The following is a 14,672-nucleotide window of genomic DNA, read 5'->3' on the forward strand; positions in this document are numbered from 1 at the left end:
AAGGTGTATTTTATGTATAAAAAATGCTAATTTTACGAAAAGGGGAAAAAGATGGAATTTTATTTTTTAGGGACCGGTGCAGGAATGCCGTCCAAACAACGGAATGTGTCTGCGATTGCGCTCTTACATCCGAAAATGACCTGGTTGTTTGACTGTGGAGAAGCGACACAACACCAAATGTTGCACAGTCCGATTAAACCGCGCAAAGTCAGTACGATTTTTATTACACATCTGCATGGAGATCATATTTTCGGTCTTCCCGGCTTCATCAGTACGCGGGCTGCACTCGAAGGAACGACGTTATTAACGATTTTCGGTCCAAAAGGAATCAAGGAATGGCTCGAGGCAACTTTGCGTATCACCGGTACGTACTTACGTTATCCGCTTGATGTCATTGAAGTCGAAGCCGGTCAGACCTATGAGCAGGAAGGATTTCACATTCACGTTGAAGCGTTGGAACATCGCTTTTTAGCCTACGGTTACCGGATTGAAGGTCAGGAAGAAAAAGGAGCTCTGCACGTTGAAGCGCTGAAACAACTGGGTGTCCCTTCAGGACCGCTCTATCGACAAATCAAACAGGAGGAAACGTTTGTTTTCGAGGGAACGGAATATCAGTCAACGGATTTTCTCGGAGAACCGAAGCCGGGCATCAAGTTGGCGGTATTAGGAGATACGGTACCGTGTGAAGGAAGCCTTCGGTTGGCGGAAAAAGTCGATGTTCTTGTCCACGAGGCGACATTTGCCGATTCGGAACAGGACCATGCAGGACGATTCGGTCATTCAACAGCCAGACAAGCGGCTGAAATCGCTTTGAAAGCAGGGGCGAAGAAACTGTTGTTGACGCATATTTCGGCGCGGTATGTCGATCAGGAACAACGGTTGGAAGCGGAGGCGCGGGAAGTATTTGAAGAGTCATACCTCATGACGGATCATCAATCTGTCGTGATTAAGGGGTAACCAACATGGACTTTCTTATCCAATGGTCATTGTTTCTGTTAGCAAGTATCCTGCTCGGTTTCTTTTTAGAAAAACGGACGGAAAAAGAACAATATCTTTACCTGAAGTTTGTTTTTTATGCTTGCTTAGGATCAGTGTCGTTTCCTGTTTACGATATTCAATTGCCGCTTGGCATTATTTTGTTTCTGATTGTCCTGCATCCGAAAAAAAATTCACGGTACAAACGATATATGGCCTTATTCGGATTCCTCTTTTTTCTGCTTCAGCTCATCATGGGACCGTTTGATACGTTTACGCTGCGGGAAGAAACGCAACAAATGGGACAGGTCACGATTACGGATGAATCCTTTGATACGCTGATGACGCACATTGACCGGCGGATCGGAGATGACTCTTTGCGACTTGAACAAAGTCAGTTGTTATTTGATCAGGGAGGTAACTTGCGGAATGCGACATTTGAGTTGATTGCGAAAAGTCCGAAACGGTTCATCCGGTACGAAGTGTCGTATCAGGAAGTGACGGGCACATTAACGTATCGTCCCCGGGAAGAAGTCCTGACGCGTTCGCTCGAGGTTTATTATCAAAAATTAATTGATGCTTCAACCTCGTTTCAGACATTGAAGACGTTATCCATCAAACAGATTCTTCATGAATCGAAGACTCCGTATGTCGAGATGGATTTGGACGGGTTGTATGAAACGTTCAGCTTACAGGATGCGACAGTTCTCTTGATTAACGATCAAGGCGAACTGATTCCGTATGTCAACACGGGAGACGATGTGTTAGCCAACGCGATTCGATTGACGTACTTGCGTTCTGACGGTCAATCGTTACGGGAAAAAACCATACTTTTATACAATTACAGTTTTGAGACCTCAAGACGAAAAGGAGTCGTACGATGAAAAAATGGATATTGATCGGGGGAGTCCTCCTCCTGGCAGGATGTGCGGAACAACCGACAGATCAAGCTGCTGAATCAAAGAAGTGTGAACGTTTGGTAGAAGTATCGGTCGTCAATCATGCAAGTGATAAGACATTATATGAAAAAGACATGTGTCTCAAGAAATCAGAGACGGCACTTGATGCGTTAGAAGAAACGGATCTTCCAGTCGTCAAAACCGGTAAGGGTGAGATGGCATACGTGACGGCCGTTGACGGCATCCGTGAAAAATCAGCCGGAGCAAGCAGCGGCTGGGTGTTCGGCGTCAATGAAAAACCGGCACAAGTCGGGGCAGGGGCGTATCAATTAAAAGACGGCGACCGTCTGGAATGGCGATTTGAAAAAGATGCAATGGCTTATTTTCAGTAAGGCGGAACGGGAGCGACTTCATCCACTGAATGTCGCTCTTTTTTTAGTGGCGATGTTATCGGTCCCGTTTTTTTTGCAGACGCATGTCAGCATTCTGATTGTCTTGAGCGGACATCTACTGTTCTTTACGTGGATTCGGCAATGGAATGTCCTGCGTTATTTAACCTTACCCTTGATTTATATCGGAATGATGTATGTTCCTTTGCTTGTCGGTGCTTCCGTTGATCCATACGGAATTTGGTTGACCGGTCTGACGGTGGCATTGTTCGTAACATCCAGTCAACTGACCTTCACCCTGGTCCGGCTCGATCAAATGGGGCCGTTATTCCGAGTTTTACCGCGCCTGACCCGTTTGACGGGAATGGTTTTGGCAATCTTACCTTCATTGCTCCGGACGTGGCCGGAAGTGAAAATGAGCCATGCCAAACAACCGCTGGCGGAAAAGATGGAACGGGTGGCACTGTACCATCTGTTGCCCGTCGAAGCGGTCCCCAGTTCGTTACGGCGTTTGACGCGTTCTGATTGGATGACCGGGCTTTTAATTACAGGAATGTATCTTGCCTTCTGGTCTCCTGTAGCAGTAGTAGCCGCTTTAGTGTTACCCGGACTGTTGATGTTCTCGAAAGGAGGGATACGCGATGCCTACCATTATTACCGACGAAACAGGGTCACGTAAGCGTCTGGAACAACTGGCTTATGCGGCCGGGACAGAAGTGATTCAACCGGATCGCCTGCTGCATGGCCGTGTCCGCGATATGTTGGCGACAACCAGTCTGTTCGTCGCTGGAGAACTGGCGACGTTACTCGGCTTAGAAGCTTTCTTTGACCGGGAGACAAGTGAATTATCCTCGGGAGAACAGCAACTGGTCTCGCTCGGGTATACCTTGTCCGGCTTACCGGAAAAAATCTTCTTGGCAGAGCCATTTTTATTTTTAGATCAAGTCCGCAAAACCCGGCTGATGCTGTTGTTCGAGGAAATCGAGCGCCGTTTTTCCTGCCATATCACCTATTCCGTCATTCAACAGCAGCCGCTTGAAAAGCTGGATGGAATAGAACCGGTCAAAGGAAAGGTCATCGATGAGATATGGCGCATCCGGCACCGCTATCCGTTACAGGAAAAGTATGCCTTGTCGGTTGAACGAATGTCCTTTCACCTGGGGGAACGGGTGGCACTGATCGGAGCCAACGGGAGTGGAAAATCAACCTTGCTCCGTCTGTTACTCGGTGTGGAACGGCCGCTGTATGGAAAGGTCAAGCGGACCGGCGAAAAATGTTATGTTCCGGCGCATCCGGCGCTTGCACCTGTTCTCGATGAGCCGACCGCTACGTTTTCCGAACAAAAACAACAATTGATGGAACGGCTCTCCTGGAAGGAAGTAGCCTGTTATTTTGATGAACCGACGGCCGGATTAACCAATCGGCAACGGTCTGCGTTCATTCAAAATATGCTCGATCATCCGGATCAATTGATTGTATTCGCTACGCACGATCCTGATTTGATTTTTTATGCGACCCGAGTCGTCTATCTGGTTCAGGGGGAAATTGCTTTTGACGGTCCAACTTCGACTTTCATCGAGCAAAGCAGGTTATACGAATGGAACTGATCGGAGCAGCAGTCCTCATCATTAGTGTAGTTGTTTTATCTTTTGAAAAGCGTCCGATGTCAGAGGCGATGCTTCGGTTCATTGCGCTGGTCACAGCGGCAGCGATTGTCGGACGGCTGATTTTTGCGAGTATTCCGAACGTCCAGCCGGCGACGGCACTGGTCCTTTTGGTCGCTGCCTGTGTAGGACCGGTCACCGGCGCCATTGTCGGGATGCTTGTAGTCGTGTTGACGAGTTTATTTTTAGGAAGTGGTCCTTTCGTATTATTTCAAATCATTGCCTATTCGGTCATCAGTCTTTTCTGTATTTTGCCGGGCATGCAGACGCGGTGGATTCTAACGGCTTATGGACTGGCGGCAGGTTTTTTTTATGGATGGATCAGCAATTTGGGTTTTTTGATCTTTACGGACTTTTCGCGGGAAGCGTTTTTTACACTCCTTTTGACAGGCGGTTTTTTTGATTTGTTGCACGGTGTTTCGAACGCTGTTTTCATCTGGTTGCTGTATCCGATTTTTTTACGGATTCTGCACTCGTTTGATGGAAAAAAGGGTAAATGATAAGTAATCCCATTCGATTGGAGTGAAACGTGATGCTGAGTTCGCCGCTGTCCATAACGTATCTCGTCGGGTTGTTACTTATCGCTGGTTTGGGTCTGGCATTTGGGAGTATTTTATTGTTGAAGGGAACGATTCGGGGGCGGTATGCAGGATTTTATTTACTGGCAGCAGCCATTTTTCCCGGAGCGATGCTGATTACATCTGCAGAAGGCGGATTAGTCGGGCATCTCTTTTTTGAAACGGATCTCTTCTTGTCGATTGTCGCCTGGTTATTAGTCCTGTCGAGCGGTTATTTGGTCATGGTGACGGGAGCCGTCACGCTTCGGTATGTATACCGCTACACCTCGATTCCGAAAAATGTTCAAAAATGGATGACGGATCATATGCATCGTCCGAAACCGAACTGAATCAAAGAAGACGTCCGTTCTTTTCCGGTATGGAAAGAACGGACGTCTTTTTTAATGTCTGGATCAGTTGGAGACTGCGAATTCTTCAACCGGCGTTTCTTGTTGTTGCTGATCCGGATTTTGAATGCGTCCCGTGACTTCCGTCAAAAGGCGGCGCGGCAGGAATTTTGCAAATGTCACCATGGCGCGGTTGCTCGCTCCCGGTACGACAACCCGTTTGCCTTTCAACGTTCCCCGGTATCCGGCAAAGGCGACGAGGTGGGACGGCATGCTTTTGAAAGGTAACGTAATCTGTGCACGGTCAAAAAAGTTCGTATCCGTCGGTCCCGGGCAAAGGCAGGTGACCGTCACACCCGAACCGTCCAGTTCAGAAGCGAGTGCTTCGGACAGCGACAGGACATACGCTTTTGTCGCGTAATAGACACTCATGTAAGGTCCCGGCATGAAGGCAGCAACAGAGGCCACATTCAAGATCCGGCCGAATCCGCGGTCAAGCATTCCCGGCACCAACCGTTTCGTCAGTTCCGTCAGGGCGACGACGTTGACATGGATGGAATTTAAATCTTCGGACGGATCGATTTCTGCAAAGCGGCCGGATGTCGCAAAACCGGCATTGTTGAACAACAGATCGACCGTCAGCTCATGTTCCTCAAGGAAACTGAGGATCCGCGAGACACTGTCCGGTTTTGAAAGGTCGGCTGCGAATGTATAAGCCTTGATTTGGTAACGTTTTTCAAGGACATGCTTAAGCTCCGTCAGTTTCTTTTCATTGCGGGCAATCAATACACAATCAAACCCGTCGCGTGCCGCCAAAACAGCCAAATCAAGACCGATTCCACCGGAAGCACCTGTAATCAAAGCGGTTTTTCGTAACATCTCATACTCCTCCATTCAATTGATGACTCATTCTCTAATCTTTATCATTCCCTATTGTTCCCTTGATTCCTGCTCGATAAGCATCTCCTTTTAGAAGTCCGCCGATTCAAGGTATGATAAAGAAAGGATACATCTACAGAAAGTGAGCTGAGTCTCTTGAGAAAAAATGTCACGATTGCTTTGTTATTAGCTACATTTTTAGCGGCGATTGAAGGTACGATCGTTGCGACGGCAACACCGGTCATGGCAAGTGAGTTAAACGGCGCGAAACTCGTCAGCTGGATTTTCGCCGGTTTCTTACTGTTCATGGCCGTCTCAACACCGATTTACGGGAAGATGGCAGACCTGTACGGAAGAAAACGTGTCCTGTTATTCGGAATCGGTGTCTTCACGGTCGCGTCGCTCGCCTGTGGATTGGCGCAATCGATGGAAATGCTGATTCTGTTCCGTGCCGCGCAAGGAATCGGAGCGGGAGCCGTCTTGCCGATTGCGATGACGATCATCGGGGATTTATATACATACGAGGAACGCGGAAAAATTCAAGGCGTTTTAAGTGCGGTTTGGGGAATCTCGGGTGTCGCCGGTCCGCTCGTAGGCGGTTTTTTAGTCGAGACGTTATCGTGGCGTTACATCTTTTTATTAAATGTACCGTTTGCTCTGATTTCATTCATCATGATTGTTTTGTTTTATAAAGAAAATGTCACCGAGACGTCACGGAAGATTGATTACCGGGGAGCCATTTTATTTGCGACTGGCATGAGCGCGTTACTGTACGGATTATTATCGGGAAGTGAATCCGAATCATTTGCCGAGCCGCTGATTTTAATCAGTTTTGCAGTCAGTGTGATCCTGCTGTTCTGGTTTTACCGGGTCGAGAAAAAAGCGTCGGATCCGCTGTTGCCACCGGCGGTCATCCGGCATCCGGTCATTCTCGTCATCAATTTGGCGGTCTTCTTTTCTGCCTGGGTACTCGTCTCGATGTCGGCCTACATCCCGATTTTCGCGCAAGGCGTGCTCGGAAAAAGTCCGACGGAAGCTGGTTTTATGCTGATGCCGCTGTCGTTGTTTTGGACACTGACGGCAATCGTCGGCGGACGGACGATCGGAATTGCCTCGCCGCGCTACCGGACGATGACCGGAATGGGTTTACTCGTCATCGGGATGGCGATTTTAATTGGAATCGGCCGGGAATCGAGTGATGTCTTTATCTACCTTGCCGTTTCGTTGATCGGAATCGGTTTCGGACTAGCGCAACCCGTCTTTATGGTCGTCCTGCAGACTTCGGTCGACTGGTCGCTCCGCGGATCAGCGACTGCCGTCAACTCGTTTTTGAGTACGACCGGACAAACGCTTGGTGTGGCGATCTTCGGCACCTTGTTTAATGTGTCGATCATCCAGGCATTTTCCGACTCGAAACTGCTTTCTGGCTACTCGATTGATCCGTTTTTCCAGTCGGGTACGGCCTCCCGTTACGGAGCAGACGTTCAATCGGCCGCGGAACAAGCACTCGCAAACGGACTGCATCTCGTCTTCATCGGGGGCCTCGTCTGTGCCATTCTTGCCTTTTTCATGACCTTCCGACTGCCGAAAGTCCGTCCGGAAGATCCGACCAATTAAAAAATACCAGTCAGACAATCTTCTAACAGAAGACTGCTGACTGGTATTTATTTTTTATTCCGCAGTCGTCGCGGCATCTTGTTTGGCAAATTGTTCCCGGATATCACGTTCATTGCGGCGCAGGAACAGACCGATTCCGACGAGCAGTAAGGCAGCACCGGTGATTTGAATCCACGTCAATGATTCCTGGAACAGGAAGTATCCGAAAATCATTCCCCAAACGGCTTCCCCGAGAATCGTAATACTGACGATGCTGGCACTGACACGTGACAAGGCCCAATTGAATAAGTTGTGGCCGAGCAGTGTCGGGAAAACAGCGAGTAAAATATAGATTTTCCAATCGGTTTGGAATGAACCGACTAGATTGACCGATTGAATGAGCGAAAACAGTAACAGAACGACGGAAGACACGGCATAGACGCCGAATGAATACGTATTCGTCGAGACGCTTGTCCGGACGTGTTGACCGAGCAGCCAGTAACCGGCGACAAGAATCGTCGCAAGCAAGGCGAGTCCATCTCCGATCAGTGCTCTTGGACCAACCGCGATGTCACCATAAGCGACAAGTCCGCCGCCGATTAAAGCGACACCGACGAAAAAGAGAGCTTTTCTCGACGGATGCTGTTTGAAGAAGACGGCATTGCCGATCAAAACAAAAATTGGACTCGCGGTTACGAAGAGCGTCGAGCTGGCAACTGTCGTATAATCAAGGGACAGGAACCACAGCCAAAAATGACCGGCTAAGAGAATTCCGCTTAAAATCATATGTCGGATGGTCGTTGAACTGAGACTAAGTAATTCTTTCAGGTGAATCAACGGTAACAGTAACAGTGTCGAAAACAACATTCTGTAAAAAGCAACCGCTTCGATTGGGGTTTCGGCCCATTTAACGAAAATTGCAGATGTCGAGATAAAAAAGAGTGCCATGAATAAAGTGAAATAGGGCATGTTAACCTCCGCGTGTCTGAAGTAAGGAAATGAGGGTGAACCAATGCAATTAATCATTGCGGAAAAACCAAAACAAGCTGAAAAACTCGCAGCACCGTATCCATCGGTCAAGCGGGACGGATATATTGAAATCAAACCGTGTGACCGGTTTCCGGCGGGGGCAAAGCTTGCTTATGCCGTCGGCCATTTATGTGAACTCCAGGAACCGGCCCATTACGATGCCAAATGGAAACGATGGAACTATGACCATCTTCCGATCATCCCGGAACGGTTCGACTACCGGTTATCCCGGGGAAAAAGCAAAACCTTTCAAGTCATCAAGAAGTTACTGAACGAACGGACGACAACTTCCATCATTATAGCATCGGATGCCGAGCGAGAGGGAGAGGCAATCGTCCGATTGATTCTCCGATTGGCCAATAACGCAAAACCGATTCAGCGCCTTTGGATTTCCAGTCTGACACCACAGGCCGTTGATCACGGTTTCGCGAACCTGCTCGACGGCAAAGAAACCGAGAATCTGTTTCATGAGGCGATGAGCCGCGCCTGTGCCGACTGGTTAATCGGGATGAATGCTTCCCGGGCCTATACGACGCTGCTCAAGAAAAAAGGCATCGCCGATGTCTTTTCACTAGGACGGGTGCAGACGCCGACATTGTCATTGATCGTCGAACGGGAAAAACAAATTGAGAACTTCCGTCCGGAAACGTTTTTTGAAGTCGAGGCCGATTTTACCCGGTATACCGGAAAGTACATCAATCCGAAAAAACAAACGAAGATTACGGAACGGAGCCTTGCGGAAGCAATCGTTGCCCGAACAACAGGAACCGGTACCGTTGCAGCGGTCGAAAAGACGGAACAAGTCGAAAAACCGCCGTTCTGGTTCAGTTTATCGCTGTTGCAAACGGAAGCCAGTCGCCGTTTCGGACTCGGGGCAAAGGAAACGCTCGATATCGCGCAAAAACTGTATATCCGGGGCTGGATCAGTTATCCGCGGACGGATTCGTCTTTCGTCTCAAAAGACGAGGCGAGCCAGTTTCCGGCGATTTTAAACCGGCTCCTGAAACAGCCGGAGTATACCGAACTGACGGATCTCGTGACGAACAATCTGATGAATAATAAACGGTACGTCAATTCCGCGAAGGTCAGTGATCACTATGCCATCATCCCGACGGAAGAAGCGGGAGCCGTTGCGAAACTGTCCGGACGCGATGCGCAAGTCTATGATTTAATCGTCCGCCGTTTCTTAGCTGCCTTTGCAGCGGATGCCCGGTCGGAAAAAACGGAAATCATCACGGAACGGGAACAGGACCGTTTCCTGACGAAAGGCAGCCGGTCGCTTGAACTCGGCTTCAAGAAAGTCTTGAAAATCGAAGCAAAAGAGCAGGAGCTGCCGGCAGTGGAAGTCGGTCAGCCGGTACCAATCAAAGGAGCAAAGCTGCTCGAGAAACAGACGGAACCGCCAAAACGCTATACGGAAGGGACGCTGATTCTCGGAATGAAGACAGCCGGGAAAGTGCTCGGAAATGAACTGCAAGCCATCATGAAGGAAATCGAAGGCCTGGGAACAGAAGCGACACGCGCCGGCATCATCGACGGACTGAAACGCCGGGAATACATTCAAGTCAAGAAAAAAGAACTCCATCCGACAGCAAAAGGGCGGATTTTGATTGAAGCCGTCAGCGGCAGTATCCTCGCTTCCCCGGAGATGACGGCAAAGTGGGAAAGCCGGCTCGACCAAATCGGCAAAGGGGAAGCATCCGCGGCCCAATTTGTCGATCAGGCGAAGAAGCTGTCCCAGCATTTAGTCCAGGATGCGAAAACACGGGTGGAACAACTGGAAGTCGATCCGACGCAAGTTCCGGCTAAACGGGCGCGCGGCGCCACGAACCGGCCGGTCGGCATCTGTCCCGTCTGTCAGGCGGAACTGCTTGATCGTGGAAAGTTTTACGGGTGCAGTGCCTATCAGAAAAACAATTGCGGGTTTACCCTGCCGAAGACGATACTCGGGGCGCGTCTGACACAAACCGAGCTGAAAAAAATGCTCGCGAACGGAAAAACAAAACCGCTTGAGATGAAAAAGAACGGGCGGACTTTCCAGGCGATGCTGTATTTGGAACAACACCAATTGAAATTTGAGTTCGTGAAGGGAGAAGCTTGATGTATTACGATTTAATGGAGAATAAAACCTTTATCCCGATGTTTGAACAATTTTTAAAAGAGGGGACAAAGCTGACGGTCTGGTTTCCGAACGAAGTGACGATCGGGCAGGCGGATGCTTTGATCGAAGAAGCGGAGGAATTGTTCGGGGTGACGGCCGAAGTCATCGATGATCCGCAATCGTTCGGAAAATCCTTGCTGTTGCCGTATTTAACGGAGCAGGAAACCCGGGAAGACGATTTCGTCCGTTACGAAACGGTGATGACGGAAGAGGTGAAAGCAGTCTTACGGGAATTGACCTTGCCGATGATGACAGACGGTGATTTCGCCGTCCTCTATTCGTACCGGATTGACCGGCCGGATGGCTTTTTATTCGTCGAAGATTGGTTTAATGCGGAAGTTTCCTTAGAAACTTAACAAAAAAACGGAAACCCTCCTGGTTCGTGTTGCGTAAGAGTAACTATCACACGAAACGAGGAGGGCTTTTATGTCGTTTTCAGGAATCGCTTCATTGCTTAACGGCAACCGACTGTTGCTGTATATCGAAGGTGACGGTTTTTTTTCCGGAATGCCGGTTTTTATGATGATCTTTTTTGGAATCATCGTATGTATTTTCGTCATCGGTCTGTTTGCGATGATTACACAGGGTGCCTCGACACACAGTCTGACGAAGTCGCTCCGGCATCATGCCTCGGAACTCGTGACACCGTCGGAGGAAAGTGCACAGCGGTATCTGGATTATCTCCGCTCCTTGTCATCGTTTCCGGTCGAAAAGACGAATCTCGAACCGATTCGTTTGGCGAAAGGGATTCTATCGTTGATTCAACAGACGGATCAGGTACAGGAGGCAACGAAAAAAGACATCGCGGCACAATATGCACGACTCGGTGTGTTGATGGGGGATCCGCTCGCGGATGAAGAACCTGTCCGCCGTCATTCGAGTATGCATCATCATGACCACCATCAGATGCACGTCAATCAGCAACAGAACGATCACTCCAATCATTCTAATTTTTAATGGTTTGGAGCCGACTCACGAGTCAGTCTCTACAAAGAAAAGGGTGACGGATTCCAATTCCGTCACTCTTTTTTCGTTAAAAAAGATCACCCGGTTCACGCGACTCCTGCAGGAAAAAGTACAAGTTGGGCTGTCAGAGACAAACCGGCTTGTATCTCGCCTGAGAAAAGGGCGTGAAAGAACGAGTGATGCCTTTTGGAATCAGCTCCTTTTAACAAATCGTCCTAAAATCCCCCATTTTTTGAAATCTCTTTGTAACATACAAGCATTTAGATTAAAGTTAGATGAAAAGTAATCTTTTTTGAGCATATTTAGTGGTTTTGCCTAAAAAACCTTTAGAATAAGGTTTAGAAACAATTAGTTTAAATTTTTACAAGTAGAGGGGGATGAATAGATGAAGTCATGGCTTAATCGAACGATTGGACGCCAAATTATGTCTGCCTTCTATATGGTTATCTTGACACTCGTGCTGACCTCAGCCGGCGTTTATTTTTATACGAAAAGTCAGGTTCAGACATCACGTCAGGAACTGCTGACATTAAACGATCATCGGACACGTGCGACGAACTTATATGAATCATGGCAAAGTCTTCAGTATGAAATGCGCGGATTCGTCTTACTGGGCGATGAAGCAATGCTCGAAGAAATTGAACGGAAAAAGGATAATATCAATCAACAAACGACCTGGTTTGAGAAAAATGCCCGTTTTAAAGAAGAAAAACAGTATGCAAAAGACGCCCGATCGCTGTACACGGCGTACACACAACGTGTCATGCCGAGTCTGACGAACTACGTTGCTGCCAAAAAAGACGGCGACGTAACCGAACCGTTCCTGCAGATGGCAACGCTCGGAAAAGTCACGCAGGCGCCTAAGCTCGATCCGAAACGGAAATTCAACATCAAGACGAAAAGTGCGGCTGATATGAGCTCAAGTATCGTCGACATGGAGACCGTCTTTACAAAGTACCGCAACTCATTAAATAAACAAGAGCTCGCGGCCCAAGAAAAGCTCGGAAAACAGGTTAACGCTTCACAGATATTGGGATTTGTTAATCTTGCTGTCCTGCTGTTGATCATTGCCTTGCTCGTCCGACCGTTCGTTTCGCGGTTGACCGGCCAGTTGCGTCAATTGAACCGGGAAAGCAGCCGTCTCGCCCGAGGCGAGGACGCGACACCGATCAAGGTCGTAAATGCCCGGGATGAAATCGGCGAACTGACGACCAACTTCAATCAGATGGCTGCCTCGATTTCTTCGCAGAAAATGCAACTCGTGTCGAGTAACGATGAATTGCAGAGTCAGCAGGAAGAACTCGTTGCCCAGCAGGAAGAGCTGCAGATGCAACAAGAGGAACTCGAAGAAGCACTCGACACTACGTTGCGAAACGAAACGCATTTGCGGTATCGCAACGAGTTGACGGAAACGCTCGCTTCCCGTGAGACGTTGACGGCGTATCCGGCCATCATTGAAAAGTTGATTACGATTACAGATGCCGAGCTCGGGGCGATTGTTTTCCTTGACGATGACCGCTATACGGATATCGTATCGTACGGTATGACACCGGATCAGCAACATCAGTTGTTACACTCTTCGATTTCGTTACTGGAACGGGCACGGATGCACAAGCATGCTGTCCGTTCGACGAAACAAGTGACGAGTGATCATCCGTTGCCGTATCCGTACAGTATGTATGAAACGGTCGTTCCGGTCATGGATCCGTCGACCAATACGATGATTGCTAGCATTTATCTGGTCCGTTACCGGGACCAGTTCAATGAAGAACAAACGGAAGAAATTTGGTCCTTCTCCCGGCAATTGGCCTTGTCCCTGCTTCGGATGCGGGTGTTTGATGAAATCGAGCGGGAACGCGAGAAAACATCGAAGTTGTTGCACTCAATCCGTGAAGCGGTCATTTATATCGAAGATGACAAGATTTTTGCCAATAAACCATTATTGGCCTTATTCCATCATCCGTCCCACGATCAATTTAACGAGGGGTTGATGACACTTGATGTCAAAATTGAAGAGTTGGCTGTCCAGGTCGACCAGCACGAGGCGTTTCTCGAATATATGAACCGAGTCTGCCGCCACGACATTCCGACTGAAGGCTTGTCTTTATCCTTAAACAAAGAGGAACGGTTCGTTCAAGTGTACGCGGAAGGCATTCAATACGGCGGCCGTTTCCGGGGAACGATGCTTGTCCTGCGGGACGTGACGATCGAAACCGGTATCGACCGGATGAAGTCCGAGTTCGTGTCGACGGTATCCCATGAGTTGCGGACGCCGCTTGCCTCGATCTTTGGTTATACCGAGTTGATGCTCGCAAAAGACTTGCCTGTCGATCGTCAGCAACGGTACTTGACGACGATTCATTCGGAGACGCAACGTCTGACGAGTCTCGTCAATGATTTTCTTGATGTTCAGCGCATGGAATCCAGTCAGCAACAGTATCAGTTTGTAAAACTCGATCTTCGGAACTTGATTCAGGAAGTTGCCGAATTCCATGCCGGTTCAACGAGTCATCACCAATTGACACTCGAAACCGGGGACCGGCCGCTTCGTTGGATTGAAGCGGACGAACCAAAAATGCGGCAATTATTCGGGAATTTGATTAATAATGCCATTAAGTATTCACCGGACGGCGGAGAGATTGAGCTTAAGCTGGAAGAGCTGGAGGACCGGTTACGGATCCAAATCATTGATGAAGGAATCGGGATTCCGCAACACGCCTTACCGGAACTCTTCAGTAAGTTTTACCGGGTCGATAATTCCGACAGTCGGAAAATCGGCGGGACCGGTCTTGGCCTTGCGATCTGCCAGGAAATCGTCCGGGCCCATGACGGGTTGATCCATGTGGAATCAACAGAAGGGAGCGGTTCAATCTTTACGATTGAACTGCCGTTCGAACAAATCAGTTCGCTTGAAACGATTACCGGAACGGAACACGCGAAAGACCATAAAAGATAAGCAGATTGAAACAGCAGCAGACAACGGACTATCCGTTGTCTGCTTTTTGGTGTAAAACGATTCGGAAGAAACAGTAACGGGAAAAGTAAAAAACAGGTGACAGAATATTATTCAAAAAGGAGGAATTCACTGTGAAACAGATACGACCGCCTTGCTAAGTTCGACTTCGACGGAATATTCAACTGCTGTATCTGAATCGTTGTTTGACCGCATGTCTGCCGGCTTACGTTATTGAGCGGTTGTTTTGGCAACAA

Annotated in this window: 14 protein-coding genes; 12 read left to right on the forward strand and 2 right to left on the reverse strand. The window is 48.6% G+C overall.

Features of this window, described 5'->3' with window-relative positions:
- Nucleotides 1-51: 51 nt before the first annotated feature.
- From rnz to KNP91_RS01565, 7 genes are read left to right on the forward strand one after another with little or no spacing between them, the layout of a single operon-like run.
- On the forward strand, nucleotides 52-957 hold the full coding sequence (gene rnz, locus KNP91_RS01535) for a ribonuclease Z (RefSeq protein ID WP_214766051.1): 906 nt from the start codon (nucleotides 52-54) through the stop codon (nucleotides 955-957).
- A 5-nt stretch (nucleotides 958-962) separates the two neighbouring features.
- A complete protein-coding gene (locus tag KNP91_RS01540) occupies nucleotides 963-1,859 on the forward strand; it encodes a hypothetical protein (protein ID WP_214766049.1) in 897 nt (298 codons plus the stop codon).
- Nucleotides 1,856-2,266: a DUF4430 domain-containing protein gene (locus tag KNP91_RS01545; RefSeq protein ID WP_214766047.1), complete on the forward strand. Its 411-nt coding sequence runs from the start codon at nucleotides 1,856-1,858 to the stop codon at nucleotides 2,264-2,266. The genes KNP91_RS01540 and KNP91_RS01545 overlap by 4 nt, the downstream gene beginning before the upstream one ends.
- Complete coding sequence (locus tag KNP91_RS01550; RefSeq protein WP_214848260.1) at nucleotides 2,244-2,942, forward strand: hypothetical protein; 699 nt, start codon at nucleotides 2,244-2,246, stop codon at nucleotides 2,940-2,942. The genes KNP91_RS01545 and KNP91_RS01550 overlap by 23 nt, the downstream gene beginning before the upstream one ends.
- Complete coding sequence (locus tag KNP91_RS01555) at nucleotides 2,905-3,870, forward strand: ATP-binding cassette domain-containing protein (protein ID WP_214848262.1); 966 nt, start codon at nucleotides 2,905-2,907, stop codon at nucleotides 3,868-3,870. The genes KNP91_RS01550 and KNP91_RS01555 overlap by 38 nt, the downstream gene beginning before the upstream one ends.
- Entirely contained in the window at nucleotides 3,861-4,427 is a 567-nt protein-coding gene (locus tag KNP91_RS01560) for an ECF transporter S component (RefSeq protein WP_214766040.1), read from the forward strand. Before KNP91_RS01555 ends, KNP91_RS01560 begins: the two co-directional genes overlap by 10 nt.
- A gap of 32 nt (nucleotides 4,428-4,459) precedes the next feature.
- Nucleotides 4,460-4,834 carry a hypothetical protein gene (locus tag KNP91_RS01565; protein ID WP_214766038.1) on the forward strand — a complete coding sequence of 125 codons (375 nt, stop codon included), beginning with the start codon at nucleotides 4,460-4,462 and terminating at the stop codon, nucleotides 4,832-4,834.
- Nucleotides 4,835-4,897: 63 nt separating this feature from the next.
- Here the strand turns inward: KNP91_RS01565 and KNP91_RS01570 are convergent, their stop codons facing one another.
- Nucleotides 4,898-5,710, reverse strand: coding sequence for an SDR family NAD(P)-dependent oxidoreductase (locus KNP91_RS01570; RefSeq protein ID WP_012369862.1), 813 nt, complete (start codon nucleotides 5,708-5,710; stop codon nucleotides 4,898-4,900).
- Between the two features lie 156 nt (nucleotides 5,711-5,866).
- On the opposite strand from KNP91_RS01570, the gene KNP91_RS01575 reads away from it, so the two are divergent.
- Nucleotides 5,867-7,327, forward strand: a complete 1,461-nt coding sequence (locus KNP91_RS01575) for an MDR family MFS transporter (protein WP_214766037.1) — start codon at nucleotides 5,867-5,869, stop codon at nucleotides 7,325-7,327.
- Between the two features lie 54 nt (nucleotides 7,328-7,381).
- On the opposite strand, the gene KNP91_RS01580 is transcribed toward KNP91_RS01575, so the two are convergent.
- Nucleotides 7,382-8,275 (reverse strand): DMT family transporter, encoded by an 894-nt coding sequence (locus tag KNP91_RS01580; RefSeq protein ID WP_214848264.1) that lies wholly within the window; start codon nucleotides 8,273-8,275, stop codon nucleotides 7,382-7,384.
- 43 nt (nucleotides 8,276-8,318) lie between these two features.
- Between KNP91_RS01580 and KNP91_RS01585 the strand changes: the two genes are divergently transcribed.
- From KNP91_RS01585 to KNP91_RS01600, 4 genes are all read left to right on the forward strand, one after another.
- On the forward strand, nucleotides 8,319-10,436 hold the full coding sequence (locus KNP91_RS01585; protein ID WP_214848266.1) for a DNA topoisomerase III: 2,118 nt from the start codon (nucleotides 8,319-8,321) through the stop codon (nucleotides 10,434-10,436).
- Nucleotides 10,436-10,852, forward strand: coding sequence for a hypothetical protein (locus KNP91_RS01590; RefSeq protein WP_012369866.1), 417 nt, complete (start codon nucleotides 10,436-10,438; stop codon nucleotides 10,850-10,852). Before KNP91_RS01585 ends, KNP91_RS01590 begins: the two co-directional genes overlap by 1 nt.
- Nucleotides 10,853-10,922: 70 nt before the next feature.
- Nucleotides 10,923-11,453 carry a hypothetical protein gene (locus KNP91_RS01595; protein ID WP_214848269.1) on the forward strand — a complete coding sequence of 177 codons (531 nt, stop codon included), beginning with the start codon at nucleotides 10,923-10,925 and terminating at the stop codon, nucleotides 11,451-11,453.
- A gap of 394 nt (nucleotides 11,454-11,847) precedes the next feature.
- Nucleotides 11,848-14,418, forward strand: coding sequence for a HAMP domain-containing sensor histidine kinase (locus tag KNP91_RS01600; protein WP_214848274.1), 2,571 nt, complete (start codon nucleotides 11,848-11,850; stop codon nucleotides 14,416-14,418).
- Nucleotides 14,419-14,672 lie beyond the last annotated feature (254 nt).

It is taken from the genome of Exiguobacterium sp. s138 (genome assembly GCF_018618775.1).
Classification (GTDB): Bacteria; Bacillota; Bacilli; order Exiguobacteriales; family Exiguobacteriaceae; genus Exiguobacterium_A; species Exiguobacterium_A artemiae.

Excerpts from the sequence above, each read along its gene's own strand:
- KNP91_RS01600 (WP_214848274.1), top strand. The coding sequence starts at position 11,848 with ATGAAGTCATGGCTTAATCGAACGATTGGACGCCAAATTATGTCTGCC.
- rnz (WP_214766051.1), top strand. The coding sequence starts at position 52 with ATGGAATTTTATTTTTTAGGGACCGGTGCAGGAATGCCGTCCAAACAA.
- KNP91_RS01545 (WP_214766047.1), top strand. The coding sequence starts at position 1,856 with ATGAAAAAATGGATATTGATCGGGGGAGTCCTCCTCCTGGCAGGATGT.
- KNP91_RS01580 (WP_214848264.1), bottom strand. The coding sequence starts at position 8,275 with ATGCCCTATTTCACTTTATTCATGGCACTCTTTTTTATCTCGACATCT.
- KNP91_RS01590 (WP_012369866.1), top strand. The coding sequence starts at position 10,436 with ATGTATTACGATTTAATGGAGAATAAAACCTTTATCCCGATGTTTGAA.
- KNP91_RS01555 (WP_214848262.1), top strand. The coding sequence starts at position 2,905 with ATGCCTACCATTATTACCGACGAAACAGGGTCACGTAAGCGTCTGGAA.
- KNP91_RS01565 (WP_214766038.1), top strand. The coding sequence starts at position 4,460 with ATGCTGAGTTCGCCGCTGTCCATAACGTATCTCGTCGGGTTGTTACTT.
- KNP91_RS01585 (WP_214848266.1), top strand. The coding sequence starts at position 8,319 with ATGCAATTAATCATTGCGGAAAAACCAAAACAAGCTGAAAAACTCGCA.
- KNP91_RS01550 (WP_214848260.1), top strand. The coding sequence starts at position 2,244 with ATGCAATGGCTTATTTTCAGTAAGGCGGAACGGGAGCGACTTCATCCA.
- KNP91_RS01595 (WP_214848269.1), top strand. The coding sequence starts at position 10,923 with ATGTCGTTTTCAGGAATCGCTTCATTGCTTAACGGCAACCGACTGTTG.
- KNP91_RS01540 (WP_214766049.1), top strand. The coding sequence starts at position 963 with ATGGACTTTCTTATCCAATGGTCATTGTTTCTGTTAGCAAGTATCCTG.
- KNP91_RS01560 (WP_214766040.1), top strand. The coding sequence starts at position 3,861 with ATGGAACTGATCGGAGCAGCAGTCCTCATCATTAGTGTAGTTGTTTTA.
- KNP91_RS01570 (WP_012369862.1), bottom strand. The coding sequence starts at position 5,710 with ATGTTACGAAAAACCGCTTTGATTACAGGTGCTTCCGGTGGAATCGGT.